This is a genomic window from Mycobacterium sp. FW102-FHT13B02, assembly GCF_058790275.1.
The window spans coordinates 64,838-77,668 of the sequence record NZ_JBYTCM010000021.1; the positions used below are offsets into that span (position 1 = coordinate 64,838).

General features: G+C 65.7%; 14 protein-coding genes. 4 read left to right on the forward strand and 10 right to left on the reverse strand.

The features are described 5' to 3' along the window. Positions 1–36 precede the first annotated feature (36 nt). Complete coding sequence (locus AC3WTE_RS26360; protein WP_492442298.1) at positions 37–561, forward strand: hypothetical protein; 525 nt, start codon at positions 37–39, stop codon at positions 559–561. Here the strand turns inward: AC3WTE_RS26360 and AC3WTE_RS26365 are convergent. Next, on the reverse strand, positions 551–1,774 hold the full coding sequence (locus AC3WTE_RS26365) for a DUF7373 family lipoprotein (protein WP_492442300.1): 1,224 nt from the start codon (positions 1,772–1,774) through the stop codon (positions 551–553). The two genes, AC3WTE_RS26360 and AC3WTE_RS26365, sit on opposite strands and share 11 nt — an antisense overlap. Before the next feature lie 92 nt (positions 1,775–1,866). After that, the gene (locus AC3WTE_RS26370) at positions 1,867–2,427 is read right to left on the reverse strand and encodes a PadR family transcriptional regulator (protein WP_492442301.1); all 561 of its coding nucleotides are present in this window, start codon (positions 2,425–2,427) and stop codon (positions 1,867–1,869) included. Between the two features lie 110 nt (positions 2,428–2,537). On the opposite strand from AC3WTE_RS26370, the gene AC3WTE_RS26375 reads away from it, so the two are divergent. From AC3WTE_RS26375 to AC3WTE_RS26385, 3 genes are all read left to right on the forward strand, one after another. After that, positions 2,538–2,957: a nuclear transport factor 2 family protein gene (locus AC3WTE_RS26375; RefSeq protein ID WP_492442303.1), complete on the forward strand. Its 420-nt coding sequence runs from the start codon at positions 2,538–2,540 to the stop codon at positions 2,955–2,957. Positions 2,958–2,959: 2 nt separating this feature from the next. Further along, the gene (locus AC3WTE_RS26380) at positions 2,960–3,997 is read left to right on the forward strand and encodes an LLM class F420-dependent oxidoreductase (protein WP_492442305.1); all 1,038 of its coding nucleotides are present in this window, start codon (positions 2,960–2,962) and stop codon (positions 3,995–3,997) included. A 63-nt stretch (positions 3,998–4,060) separates the two neighbouring features. Further along, entirely contained in the window at positions 4,061–5,605 is a 1,545-nt protein-coding gene (locus tag AC3WTE_RS26385; protein ID WP_492442307.1) for an adenylate/guanylate cyclase domain-containing protein, read from the forward strand. Here AC3WTE_RS26385 and AC3WTE_RS26390 read toward each other — a convergent pair. Genes AC3WTE_RS26390 through AC3WTE_RS26425 form a run of 8 tightly spaced genes read right to left on the reverse strand, consistent with a single transcriptional unit; the run spans position 5,590 to position 12,831 of the window. Next, entirely contained in the window at positions 5,590–6,069 is a 480-nt protein-coding gene (locus tag AC3WTE_RS26390; RefSeq protein WP_492442309.1) for a CAP domain-containing protein, read from the reverse strand. The genes AC3WTE_RS26385 and AC3WTE_RS26390 overlap by 16 nt on opposite strands. Then, a complete protein-coding gene (locus AC3WTE_RS26395; RefSeq protein ID WP_492442311.1) occupies positions 6,066–6,437 on the reverse strand; it encodes a DUF732 domain-containing protein in 372 nt (123 codons plus the stop codon). The genes AC3WTE_RS26390 and AC3WTE_RS26395 overlap by 4 nt, the downstream gene beginning before the upstream one ends. Next, positions 6,407–6,976, reverse strand: coding sequence for an Rv1363c family protein (locus tag AC3WTE_RS26400; RefSeq protein ID WP_492442313.1), 570 nt, complete (start codon positions 6,974–6,976; stop codon positions 6,407–6,409). Before AC3WTE_RS26400 ends, AC3WTE_RS26395 begins: the two co-directional genes overlap by 31 nt. A gap of 37 nt (positions 6,977–7,013) precedes the next feature. Continuing rightward, a complete protein-coding gene (locus tag AC3WTE_RS26405) occupies positions 7,014–7,598 on the reverse strand; it encodes an Rv1363c family protein (RefSeq protein WP_492442315.1) in 585 nt (194 codons plus the stop codon). Then, positions 7,568–9,046 carry an MCE family protein gene (locus AC3WTE_RS26410; protein WP_492442317.1) on the reverse strand — a complete coding sequence of 493 codons (1,479 nt, stop codon included), beginning with the start codon at positions 9,044–9,046 and terminating at the stop codon, positions 7,568–7,570. The genes AC3WTE_RS26405 and AC3WTE_RS26410 overlap by 31 nt, the downstream gene beginning before the upstream one ends. A 1-nt stretch (position 9,047) precedes the next feature. Beyond that, complete coding sequence (locus tag AC3WTE_RS26415; RefSeq protein ID WP_492442318.1) at positions 9,048–10,169, reverse strand: MCE family protein; 1,122 nt, start codon at positions 10,167–10,169, stop codon at positions 9,048–9,050. Continuing rightward, entirely contained in the window at positions 10,166–11,488 is a 1,323-nt protein-coding gene (locus tag AC3WTE_RS26420; protein WP_492442320.1) for an MCE family protein, read from the reverse strand. The genes AC3WTE_RS26415 and AC3WTE_RS26420 overlap by 4 nt, the downstream gene beginning before the upstream one ends. 2 nt (positions 11,489–11,490) lie before the next feature. Further along, positions 11,491–12,831, reverse strand: coding sequence for an MCE family protein (locus AC3WTE_RS26425; RefSeq protein ID WP_492442406.1), 1,341 nt, complete (start codon positions 12,829–12,831; stop codon positions 11,491–11,493).

Here is a 12,831-nt window from a genome sequence, read left to right on the forward strand (position 1 = left end):
AGGTGATTGCCACCCCGAAGCTTTATCATGCGCACCATGACCGTTCGCCCACGTCGGCTGGTGTGGCAGGTCGCGGCAGCGTCGCTGCTGGCGGCCTGTAGTTCGAACACGTCAGCGACACCGGCGTCGAGCACACCCACCGCAGCGCCCGCGGAGACCACCACCGCGACACTGATACCGTCGCCGGTGCCGATCGTGCCGATCAAACCGAATGCACGGCAGGCCAAATGGGTCGATCTGCAGGTTGGCGATTGCCTGAACACGCCCCCGCCCACCGACCCCAGCGTCGTCGAGGTGACGCTGGTGGACTGCGCCGCACCGCATATCGCCGAGGTCTTCCTCCGCGCCAATGTGGCGGTCAACGACGCCATTGCCGGTGTCGCCGACCAGCGGTGCGCGGCAGGCCTGGCGCAGTACACCGGTCAGAGCAGCCGGTACACGTCCACCTATCTGATCGACTCGAACATGGACCGCACGGGACACACACCACTGCCCAGCACCGTCATCTGTCTGCTGCAGTCGGCCACCGGCCGATCGCTGGACGGGTCGGCTAGGGCTTAGCCGTCAACAGGATGTACTGGGCGGCAACCTGTTCGTGGGCATCCTTCAGTTCGGCACCGCGAGCCTCGATGGCGTAGTTGCCGGCGGGCGCGACACAATAGAACTGCTTGGGGTTGGCCAACAAGATGCATCGGCTGAGTGTCAGCCCGGGCACCGGATCGGCGGTCTCGGTGCCGTCGACCGAGACCTCTTTACCGAAGGCGTTCGCCACGTTGACCGCTGACGCCGGGTCCTTCGCCTGATACACGCTGGTCTTCCCCCGCGCGAACCCCGTCACGCCGTTGTCCTGGAACACTCTGGCCGAGGAGATCGGGTTGCTCTGGAAGTGCAAGGCCCCGGTACCGGAGTAGACGGCGTTCTGGGAGTTTCGTGGCGAATCGGTCAGCAACGTCAACGCCAGGAGTCCGGTCGGATCGACCGGCACCGACGCCAGGTCGGCAGCCGGCTTGAACGGATCGATCGCACCGATCTGCGCGCCTATGGTCTTGGCCACCAACGCCATGGCGGGATCAGCACCTGCTGTCGATTGGGCCAGCTGGATCAAGACATAGGGGCCGTGCGTGGTGAACGACCGCACGGTGGTCAACTTCGCGCCGCGGGAATCCATGTCGTACGTCGACGCCAGCGCATCCGGATGGTCGGGAATTGCAACGGTTTTCGGCTCGGCACCGCGAATCTTGAGCTGGAGGGCCGCCGCATTCATCTCACCGGCGGCGGCGGCGGCATCGGCCGGCGAGGCGAAACGCAGTACGCCATTGATCAGGACGGCCTTGGTCGCAGACTCCCGCGCAGAGGCGAACCCATCGATGAAGTTGTGCCTGCCGGCGGCGGTCGCGATGCTCTCGGGTCCGAACTGGGCCAACCCGCCAGGCTCGTCGATCACGAAATACGTTGACAGATAAGGATCGGTGAGTGTGCCGTCGACCGCCCACGGTCCCACCACGTAGCCGGCCAACTGCTGCGACTCGACTCTCGCGCCGATTGCTGGGGTACCCGCAGCGCCGTAGGGCTCGTGCGCCTTGGTCGGGTAGGCGCCCGGTTTCAACTGCGCCGGAGCGACGATCGCCGGCGGAGGGGGTGCCGTGGAGGTCACCGGCTTCGCCGACGACGTCGCCGGGCCGGACTGCGGTGACCCGCCGCCGCAGCCGGCGGCCAACACCGCCACCGCCACCGCCACCGCCACCGCCACTCCGCAGTTGACCAGACTCCGCATGCGTTCCTCCCCTGCCGACTGCAGACCAACCTACCCACAGTCACGTGCGCGCGGCACTGAACCGCATCAGGTGGACTGCCGTGGCCTCATGACTAGCGCCGGGACTGCCGCCGCTCGATCACCTCGAGCGCCTCTCGCGCCCACCGGAGGTTCTCCTGCTCGAATGAGATGCCACGCATCAACGTCAGATAGGGCCCGATCCGATCCGCCTCGGCCAGGAACGCCACCTCGCTGCGGCCGCCCAGGATTCGGTTGCGAATGCGTTCATAGAGTTCGAGCTGATTGGTGGACCACTGGATTCGGTCTCGCAGGCCCGCGCACACCGCCGCGGCGTTACCGCTGTCCACGGTGGACACCTGAACCAGCAAGTCGTCACGCATCGCCAAGGGCTTCGGCGTCGCTTCGGTGAAGGCGTGCACCGCGGCCCGCCCGGCTTCGGTCAGGGTGAACAGTCGCTTGTTGGGCCGGCGCTCCTGTTCGACGACGCGGGCCTCGATCAGACCGTCGGCCGCGAGTCGGTCCAGTTCCCGGTACAGCTGCTGTGGCGTGGCCATCCAAAAGTTGGCGACGGACGCGTCAAAGCCCTTGGCCAGGTCATACCCCGAGGCCTCGCTGTCGAGCAGGGCCGCCAAGACGGCGTCACGCAGAGCCATGCAGGAGAGTGTAGTAGTCAACAAAGTGATTAGTCACATATAGACATGCCGAGCTTGTCCGGCTAGCGTCACCGATACCTAATCAACAAATTGACTATGCGAGGTATGCGATGCAGGCATTCCGCAAGGCCGTCGAGGCCGCCGACGCCGAGGCCATGGCCGCCTGTTTGGCCGACGACGTGGTGTTCACCAGCCCCGTCGCCTTCAAGCCCTATCCCGGCAAGCCCATCACCGCCGCGATCCTGCGCGGCGTGCTGCGGGTCTTCGAGGACTTCCGCTACATCCGTGAGATCAACGACCCTGAAACGGGCAGCCACGCATTGGTTTTCGAGACCACGGTTGGCGGCAAGAAGATCACCGGTTGCGACTTCATCCACGTCAACAACGAAGGCCTGATCGACGACTTCATGGTGATGGTCCGGCCACTGTCCGGCGCCACCGCGCTGTCCGAGGCGATGGCCGCCCAGTTCCCCCAAATCCAAGCTGAGGCAGCCGAAGCCATCGCAGCGCTCGCCGCGAAGGAGCAGTGAGCATGAAGATCGGCCTGGGCATCAACTACGCCGGCGGCTTCAAGGAGGTCGTGGCCGAGGTCGCCGACCTCGAAAAGGCCGGCCTGGACGTCGTTTTCGTCCCGGAGGCGTACTCTTTCGACGCCGTCAGCGCTCTCGGCTATCTGGCCGCCGCCACCGAGCGGGTGGAACTGGCCTCGGGCATCCTGCAGCTCTACACGCGCACCCCGACCCTGACGGCCATGACCGCCGCCGGCCTCGACTACGTGTCCGAAGGCCGGTACATCCTGGGCCTCGGCGCGTCGGGCCCGCAGGTGATCGAGGGCTTCCACGGCGTGCCCTATGACAACCCGATCGGGCGTACGCGCGAGGTCGTCGAAATCTGCCGCCAGGTGTGGCGCCGTGAGCGACTCGCATACCAGGGCAAGCACTACACCATCCCGCTGCCCGAGGGCCAGGGCACGGGGCTGGGCAAGTCACTCAAGCTCATCAACCACCCTGTACGCGAACGGATTCCGGTGTTGCTGGCCGCGCTCGGGCCGAAGAACGTGGAATTGGCCGCGGAGATCGCCGAGGGCTGGCAGCCCATCTTCTATATGCCGGAGCGGGCCAAGGACGTCTGGGGCGACGCCTTGGAGGCCGGGTACGCCAAGCGGGACGCCTCGCTGCCGCCCATGGACATCTACGCCGGGCCGGCGCTCGCCATCGGCGACAACGTCGAGGGCATGCGCGAATTCATCAAGCCCCACATCGCGCTCTACATCGGCGGCATGGGTGCCAAGGGCAAGAACTTCTATCACAACGTGGCGACCAAGTACGGCTACGGCGCCGAAGCCGACCGGATTCAGGAGCTGTACCTGGCCGGCGACAAGGATGGTGCGGCGAAAGTCGTTCCCGACGAACTGGTTCGGGACATCTCGCTGATCGGTAGCAGGGAGTTCGTGAAGGAACGGGTCGCCGCCTTCCGCGAGGCCGGGGTGACGGTACTCAACGTGGTGCCCATGGGCGCGACGTCCGCCGACCGCGTCAAGCTCATCGAGGAACTACGCGACCTGGTCTAGATCTGGGACAAACCACGGGCCGCCACGGGAAGATGGGCGAACACTCCTGAGCCGGAGGATGCCTTGACCACCTTTGACCCGCCCGACCGCCTGGTACTGCTGCGCCTGCTCGCGCGGCCGTACCGCTACGGCGGCATCCGCTTGCAGCGGCGGGCGATCCTGCTCGTCTATATCGTCGCCTCGTCGGTGTGGGCGATCCTGGGACCGCAGTTCGTCCGGTTGTTCGCCCCCGGCCTCACCCGCACCGATCTGTTGATCCTCACCTGCCTCGGCGCGGCCATCTATCTGATCGACGACCTGGTGACGTTCTCGGCGATCACGCCGCACCTCCGCAAGCTGCAGCAGTGGTTCGACGAACCAGACCCCGCCGATGCTGCGGAGATGTGGCGCACCGCCGCCGAAGTGCCGTTGGCACCGATGCTGCGGCCGGTGTCGTTGGTTTTTCTCGCGGGGCTGAACTTTCTGTGGATCGTCGTACTGATCCGCCTGCTGCACCTACCGCCGATCACGTTCCTGCTGTTCATCCCTGGCGCCATGCTGTTCCGGTTCTACTGGTTCGCGTTGCGATCTCTGCTCACCGAGCAGATGATGCGCCCCGTCCTCGCCGACATCAGCCGGCACGTCACCGAATTCGGCGGACCGGTCCGGGTTCGCGTCGGATTGCCGTACCGGCTGCTCGGCACCATTCCGTTGATCGCGGTGCTGGCCGGCACCATCGTCGCGGGAATCGTCGGGCCGCACACCATCGGCACCCTCGCCATCGGCGTCGGCTTGTCGCTGATCATTTCGGTGACCGTCGCCTCGCCGCTGCTGCTCCTGGTCACCCGATCGGTGACCGAGCCACTGCGCGACCTGCGTCGAGCCGCCGACCGCATCGGTGACGGTGACTTCACCGTCCGGGTCCCGATCACCAGTACCGATGAAATCGGCTTGCTGGCCAAGGGATTCAACGCGATGACCGAAGGCCTGGCGGAGCGAGAACGCATTCGGACAGCGTTCGTCACCTACCACGATGCCGCCATCGTGGAGCACATTCTCGCCGACGGCGACGGTCGCTTGGCTCAGGGTGAGGAAGCAGAGATCACCGCGCTGTTCATGGACGTCCGCGGATTCACCGGCTACTCCGAACAGCACCCGGCCCGGGACGTGGTCGCCATGCTGAACCGGTTGTTCGCCGCGGTGGTGCCGATCGTCGGCAAGCACGGCGGCTACGTGGACAAGTTCATCGGAGACGGCCTGCTCGCGGTTTTCGGTGTGCCACAGCGCTGTTCGGACCACGCGGACCGGGCGTTGACGGCAGCCTGCGAGATCGCCGCGGCGCTGCACGACCGCGACGGTGATCCCGAAGTCGGGATCGGCTTGAATTCAGGCACCGTCGTGGCCGGCAATCTCGGTGGCTCCGGACGGTTCGACTTCACGGTCATCGGCGATCCGGTGAATGTCGCCGCACGCGTGGAATCGGCGACGCGGCAGACCGGAGACACGATCCTGCTGAGCCAGCACACCTGGGAGCTGTTGAGCCCGGCGGCGCGCGCGAACACCGTGGCGAGACCGGCAGTCCCCCTCAAGGGCAAGACCCAGGCGGTCAGCCTCTACGCACCCGGCTGACCGTACACCGCAACGACGACCGATCGATCCGGGCTGTTCTCCGACCACACGCCCATGACGGTGTTGGCGCAGTTGGCCATGATGGCGTAGGTCGGCGGGTCGTAGTACCACTGATTGAGCACATCCAGATTGTTGATCGCGATCGACCGGTTGATCGCCACTGTCTGAAACACCTTGCCCCGGAAACCCGCCGCCTGGGCCCGAGCCTGCGGCGTCGACCCGTCCGAACCGAGGTCGCCGTCCAGATCGCGGTTGTTCAGCACGTCGTTCGCATGCCACTGCGCGGCGACCCGCAGCTGTGGACTGATTGCGACGTCGTTCGTGCACCCCGCCTGATGCTGAATGGTGTAGACGTTGGCGACCACGCTGTTGTTCAGGCGGGAGTTGTCAGCATGGGCGACCGTAGGCAGCGCGAGACCACCGCCGAAGAGGACCAGCGTCATCCAGGCCAATCGGGTACTCACTGTGCCCCCGGACGGTAGTTGGCCGCAGAGTTGCGCAGCGGCCCGATCAGTTCGGGGCACAGTTCGTTGATGACCTGTCCGACAAGGTAATTGGCCCGGCCTTCGTCGCCGTAGGTGACCCCGATCTCGATATCACCGATGATCTGCTCGTAGCTGCGGCCCGCGGCGATCTTGTCGCACACGCCGCGCCCGTAGGCGACGGCCGCGTCACTGCTCGGGAAGTTGATACCGGGACGAGCGTTCACGCTGTTGACGTAGGTCACCGGATCGGCATGAACCACCGCGACCGTCCATCCGAACCCAACTGACGTGGCGAGCAACGTCAGCAACCCCCGCCTCACACCGGGTCGAACTGTGAGATCAGCCATCGATCGTGCACCTTGTCGAGAGTCACCCGCACGGTCGACGTCGAGCCGGTGGGCGCATCCGTACCGACGGTGGTGGTCTGGTCGACGAAAACCAGTACCACGGCGTGGTTTTCGGTAGCCGACACCGTGGCGGCGTCGGGCACGGTCGCCACCGCGGAGATGTGTTTCTGCTTGGCCCCGGGCGCTACGACGGTGTCGACCAACTTGGTGTACTCACCACGGAAACCTCCCGTCAGCCGGTCTGCAGCGGCTTGGAGTTCGGTGTCAACGGTTTCAGGGCGATAGGAGAGCATGGCGACGGTGCCGTCACTGGCGGCCCGCACCGAGTCGGCGGCCGCGCCTTCTGCCAGCCGCACCGAGCCATCCTCCCATTTGAGGTATCCCGCGGCGACGGCAAGCAGCATCGCCGCGGTTGCCAGTGCCGCGCCGGCCCACCGAGCCCACGGCCTCCGTGAATCAGTCTGGGCTACTGCTGGTTCCGCCTCAACGACCGCTATCTCATCGAGCGAGACGATGCATTCTTCGACATCCACTGTCATGATTGGTCCTTCACGTTGTCCTGGCCGTCCGGTCTACTCACGACACGAACTGGACGTTGGAGATTCTCGCGCCTGCGCCGTCTTTCGCGACACTGATCCGCATGCGCCAGTTTCGCGGTGGGCCGGCCGGCGCCTCGGCCAACGATGTCCGCACCGATACCGCGAGAAGCACCTGCGCCCCATCGCCGTTCACCGACTCGAGGCCGGCTTCGGTGACCGTGCCCTCGGATTTCGATCGGGCCTGCTTCACCACGGCGACGAACGGCTCCGCTCGGCGCTGGAAGTCGTCGCGGAATGCGCCGGTCGTCGAATCGAGTATCCGCCGGATGTCGGCGTCCGCCTCGGTGTAGCTGATGGTCGTGAGGTTCAGCGCTGCCTGGCGGGCGGTCTGCACGTATAGGCTTCGCAGCGCCTGCTGCTGCTGGGCCGCGTGCGCACGGAAACCCAGCCAGCCCGCGAGAACACCGACGGTGGCGACGAGCAGCAGCCCTAGCGCAACCACCGGCGCGACCCGCGGTAGCCGTTGCCGGAGCGACGGTTTCGATTCCGTGGTCGAGTCGACGAGAGTGTCGCCGGGATTGACAATTCCGTCTAGTTGTTCTGAGTCAGCATGCTCTGCCATGTCTTGCCTTTCGTGGTGGCGGCCAGGTCGGAGTCGGTGTACGGCTTGCCGTCCGGACCCACGTAGCCGCCCGTTGCGGGGTCGTAGGGCACCACGGCCACCGGCGGCATCGGGGGCGCCGGTCCCGGCGCAGCAGCAGGGCGCTGTCGTGGATCGCTGCCCGGCGCGTACTGCGGGACGCCCTGTCCCGTCAGGGTCGCGTTGGGATCGCCCTTCCAGACATATCCGTCATTGAGAGGTACGTACTGCTCATTGCTCTCGCAGAGTTCAACGGTCGGTGCCCGCTTGGCGGGATTGTTCTCGCACGGAATATTCCGCACGCCACGAACATTCAGATCGGAATCCTGCGGCACGCGGCAGTACAGCTCACCAGCCGGCCGCTCGGGATAGTCCACTTCGGTGGGTATCCGTTGCTGCTTGATGGGCAAGAAACCGGTATTGCACGGCGGCGGCAGATTCATGTTGAGCTTGAAGTCCAGATAGATACCCCGATAGGGGGTCTTCAGGTCTGAATCAGCGAGCGCGATGGCCGACATCAACGCGGTGCCCTGTGGGAACAACACCAGTAGTTGCTCGATGTCGTGCCGATAGACAACGGCGATTTCACCCAGGCTGACCATGTTGGCCAGCAGCACCGGCAATGCGGGGGCGAACCGGTCGAACAGGGCCCGGCCCTCGTCGAGAGCCGGTGCTCCAAGCTTGAGCAATTCGGCGAAAGCCGCATCCTGGGCCTTGAACTGGCCGGTGATGGAGGCGAGCCGCTGCGCCCAGGTCGCGATGGAATCCGCGGTCTGCACTTGGGAGTTCAACACCGCGGGGCTCTGGTCGATCAACTGCGTGATCGGGTCGACGTTCTTGCCCGCCTCGATGGCCAATGACGCGGACCCGTTGACGATGCGAGACAACTCGGGGCCCAGTCCGCTCACCGCTTTGTCGGCTTCATCGACGACGGTGCGCAGATTCTCTTGCGGGATGGCTTCCAGCGCCCTGTTGGTGGCATCGAGCAGGTTGCCGATGTCGGCCGGAAGCTGCACCTTGGTCACCGGGATGGTCGCGCCCCCGTGCAGTGCCTGACCGGCATCGGATTGGCCTGGGGCGGGGATCAATTCGATGAACTGTTCACCGACAGCCGAGCGGCTGTGGACGGCGGCCGACACGTCGGCGGGCACCTTGATCGAGGAGTCGAGGTTCAGTTCCGCACGGACTCCGCCCGCCGTGACATCGACCGCGCCGACTCGGCCGATCTCCGTGCCACGGTAGGTGACCACCGACGTCGGGTACAGCCCACCGGATTCGGGCAGCTCGACCGTCACGGTGTAACGACCGAATCCGAGCAGGGTAGGCACGTGCACGAAGCCGAATGCCATGACACTGCAGGCAATTACGGTGACGGCGCCGAGGATTGCCAGCTGGATCCAAACGGTTCGGGACAAGCGCAGACGCACCATGTCAGTACCCCCCGAAATGGTAGGGAGCGATCAGTGGATTGCCCGCGGTGTACGGGCTGGGCATCTGGCCGATGGTGCGGCCCCACTGCATCTCCAGTTCGGTAAGATTGCCCTCCCAGCGGGTTCCGGTGAACAGACTGCTGTCGAGCCTGCTCAACGTCAGGTCGATGATCATCGTGATGTTGGCGAAGTCTCCCCGAAACCAGTTGCCGAGATTGCTCTTCACCCACGGGTAGGTCGTCAGAAAGTCGAGGCCCTTGGTCAGCGCCGGCCCCGAATCGGCCAGTGACCGCAGCACGGGCACCATGTTCCGCAGGTTCGCGACGAGGCTCTCCTTGGTCTGCTGCACCGTCGACGACGCGACCGCGCTGAATCGCCCGACGGCGTCGATCGCGTCGGCCAGCTTCGTGCGCTGCTCAGCCAGCACCGCCAGCGCCTGCGGGATGGTGGTGAGCGCCTTGTCGACGGTGCGCTGATTCGCCGCGAACTGACCCACGAGGGAATTCAAATTCTCTGTGGCGGAGATGATGTCGTCGGTCTGGGCGTTGAGCCGGGAGATGAATGTGTCGAACTGGGTCAGTAGGCTGCGCATGTCGTTCTCGCGCCCTGCCAACGCCTTCGCGAAGGTCTGGTTGATCTCCTGGAGCTGGGCCAGCCCACCGCCATTGAGGAGGATCGACGCCGACGCGAGAGCCTGTTCGGTCGTCGGGTACGTGGCAGCACGCGACAGTGGGATCACCGAGCCATTGCCGAGTTGGCCCTGCGGCGCTTCATTTGTCGGCGGGCGCAGCTCGATGTGCATCGACCCCAGCAGACTGGTCTGCCCGACCTTGGCGGTGCTGTTGGCGGGCAGATGGACATCGCCGTTGATCCGCATGGTCACCAGCGCGTGCCAGTCCTGCACCTCGATCCTGGTGACGTTGCCGACGTTGACGTCGCCGACCCGCACCCGGGTGTTCTGCTGGATCACCACGACGTCGGGCAGCTGCGCCTGGATCACATACGAGCCCGGTCCGTCGCCGACGGTCCCAGGCAGGGTCAGCGAATTCAGGCCCCGCCATTGGCATCCCGGCAGCGCCAGCACGCTGACGACGATGATCGTCGCGGCCATGAGGCGCTTCATGGCTGCGTCCCTTGCGGCGGGACCATGAGCCCTGCCAGCCCCTGGCTCGGGTCGGTCGGTTTCGCCGCCGGCGCTTCTGCCGGCAGCGGTCCCGGCGCCGGGGCGTCCTGCGCCGGCGCGCCGCCCGGCCGCAGTCGCGGCTCGCTGTAGGTGACCTCGTTGGGCCGGGCTGTTGCACCGACGAACGGGTTGCCACCGATCGGCAGGAAGTTGTACTGCCGGTTTTTGATGATCGGGGCGAGGTACTGGACGCAGAGCTTGGCGGACTGGGCGAAGTTCTCCCGCGCAGCGGACTGAATGGCGCCACAGAGGAATTGCACGGTGTCGGCGAAGTTGACCGGTGCCAGGATGCCGGTGATCGCGCTCTGCGCGGGGTCGTAGATGTTGGTGAAATTCTGGAACACCGTCGGCGCGATGTGCAGGACCTGTTTGAGATCGGTACGGCTGTCGTTGAGCGCCGTGGTGATCGCGCCCAGACGGTCGAAGGCGGCCCCCAGCCCTTCGCGATTCTCGGCGTTGAAGCCGCGCAGGTCCTTGACCGCGGTGTCCAGGTTGCGGGTGGCGTCGGCGATGTTGTTCGGCGTGCTCGACAGCGTGGTGGTGATGGCTGCCATGTTGGTGTTGAAGGCCGCGAGCAGGTCGCTGCTCGACGACAATGCGGACACCAGCATCTGCAGGTTCCGGACGGTACTGAAGATGTCGGTGCTGTGGTCGCCGAGGGCCGACATCGCCCGGGACAGCTTGATCACGGTTTCGCGCGCGGTATCGCCCTGACCGCGCAGGTTGTCCGCGGCGCTGTTGATGAATTCGCCTACTGCACTGGGGCCGCCGGGGCTGGTCGGCTGCAGCGAGTCGGTCAGTTTCTCGAGTTGTTGGCGGAAGTCGTCCCACTCGACAGGCACCACAGTGCGGTCCAGTGCGATCGTGGCGCCGGCGGCAAGCTTCGGGCCGCTGGTGTAGGCGGGCACCAGCTGGATTGCCCGCGCACTGACCAATGACGGCGACAGGATCGCGGCACGGACGTCAGCGGGCAGCGCGTATTGCGAATCCACGGAGAAGGTGACCTTGGCGGCACGCGGTTGTGGTTCGATCTTCTCGACCGTGCCGACGGTGACGCCCAGTATCCGGATGTCGTCGCCGGTGTACAGGCCGTTGGTGTTGGCGAAGTACGCGACGTAGGTGCTCCGGAGCGCGGTGACCCACCAGGATCGGGCCAGTCCGGTGGCTGCGACGGCGAGGATGACGGCCAGGCTCACCGCGATGACAACTCGCCAAATCCGCCGGCCGCGCGCATCTTTCGTACCGAGTTCGACTGCCATGGTCACCTCCCTCCCACCGGGGAAACCGGATCCGAAACGACACCCGGCGAACCGCTGGGCGAGTTGCTCGACGGCGGCAGCGGCGTCGGGGGTGGGACCGTCGGCGCGGGCACCTCACCCGGCGCCGGCCCCTGGGCCGGCGGCCCGGGCGCCGGACCGCCCGGCGCGGGTGCGGGCAGTGGCTCGCGATAGGGATAGCGCGGATCTCCCGGATTGCCGGTGATCGCATCCGGCAGTGTCAGATTCGGCGGTCCGCCCTGGCCCGTGCGCGGGTACGGCGACGGCAGTGGCGGAGTACCGGGCTGTCCGGCACCGGGTTCGGTCAGCTGCGACGGCAGCAGGACGTTCGGATCCAGCCCCAGATCGGAGAACGCAGCGTCGACGAATGGCTGATCGAACTGTCCGGGGAACAGGTTGACCAGTGACGCCTTGAAGAACGGCCCGGCGCCCAGCACTTCGCCGAACGACATGGCGTACCGGCGCAGCAGGTACAGCGTGCGCTGCAGCTCCTTCTTACGGTTGTCGAGGATGCCCAGTACGCCATTGAGCTTGTCGACGGCCGGTTTGAGTTGCGTCCGATTGTCGTTGACCAGCCCCGAAAGCTGCACGGTGGCGGCGCTGATATTGGCCATCAGCGTCTCGACCGAATTGCGTTGCGAAAGAATCTCGCCCAACAGCGCATCGGTGTTCACTACCAACCGCGCGATCTGGTCGCTGCGCTTGGCCAGCACCGACGTCACTTTGTTGGCGTCGGCGAGCAGCTGGCGGAGCTTCGCGTCGCGGGTCCCGAGCGTGTCGGAGAACCGCGCCACGCCCTCCAGCGCCAGCTTCAGGTCTGGCGGGGTGTTCTGGAATGTCTGTGCCAGAGTCTTGAGCGCCGAGGACAGCTGGGTCGTGTCCAGGCCGCTGATGGTGGTCGTCAGGTCACCCAGCGCCGCCGGTAGGTCGTAGGGAGAGGTGGTGCGTTCAATCGGGATGGGACCGTTCAGGTTTCGTTCGCCGCGCGGCGTCAGCTCTAGCACTTTTGTACCGAGCACGGTTTCGGTCTTGATGGCGGCCTCGGTGCGGTCGCCCAGTTCGACGCCGTCGCGCACCGTGAAGTCCACCAGAACCTTGTTGGCCGCCAGGTGAATTCCCGAGACACGTCCGACGCCCAGCCCCGAGACTCGCACGTCGCTGCCTGTCTTGATGCCGCCGGCGTCGGCGAAATACGCCTGATAGTCGGACGTACCCTTGATGAATGGGATTTTGTCGTAGCTGAACGCGGCGACGACGACGGCGACGATCAGCACGATGCCGGTCGCGCCCACTGCCACGCGGTTACGTTCGGCAAGTGGCTTGAT

Bases quoted from the DNA above. Each gene is read 5' to 3' on its own strand.
- AC3WTE_RS26360 (WP_492442298.1), top strand. From the start codon at position 37: ATGACCGTTCGCCCACGTCGGCTGGTGTGGCAGGTCGCGGCAGCGTCG.
- AC3WTE_RS26365 (WP_492442300.1), bottom strand. From the start codon at position 1,774: ATGCGGAGTCTGGTCAACTGCGGAGTGGCGGTGGCGGTGGCGGTGGCG.
- AC3WTE_RS26370 (WP_492442301.1), bottom strand. From the start codon at position 2,427: ATGGCTCTGCGTGACGCCGTCTTGGCGGCCCTGCTCGACAGCGAGGCC.
- AC3WTE_RS26375 (WP_492442303.1), top strand. From the start codon at position 2,538: ATGCAGGCATTCCGCAAGGCCGTCGAGGCCGCCGACGCCGAGGCCATG.
- AC3WTE_RS26380 (WP_492442305.1), top strand. From the start codon at position 2,960: ATGAAGATCGGCCTGGGCATCAACTACGCCGGCGGCTTCAAGGAGGTC.
- AC3WTE_RS26395 (WP_492442311.1), bottom strand. From the start codon at position 6,437: ATGGCTGATCTCACAGTTCGACCCGGTGTGAGGCGGGGGTTGCTGACG.
- AC3WTE_RS26400 (WP_492442313.1), bottom strand. From the start codon at position 6,976: ATGACAGTGGATGTCGAAGAATGCATCGTCTCGCTCGATGAGATAGCG.
- AC3WTE_RS26405 (WP_492442315.1), bottom strand. From the start codon at position 7,598: ATGGCAGAGCATGCTGACTCAGAACAACTAGACGGAATTGTCAATCCC.
- AC3WTE_RS26410 (WP_492442317.1), bottom strand. From the start codon at position 9,046: ATGGTGCGTCTGCGCTTGTCCCGAACCGTTTGGATCCAGCTGGCAATC.
- AC3WTE_RS26415 (WP_492442318.1), bottom strand. From the start codon at position 10,169: ATGAAGCGCCTCATGGCCGCGACGATCATCGTCGTCAGCGTGCTGGCG.
- AC3WTE_RS26420 (WP_492442320.1), bottom strand. From the start codon at position 11,488: ATGGCAGTCGAACTCGGTACGAAAGATGCGCGCGGCCGGCGGATTTGG.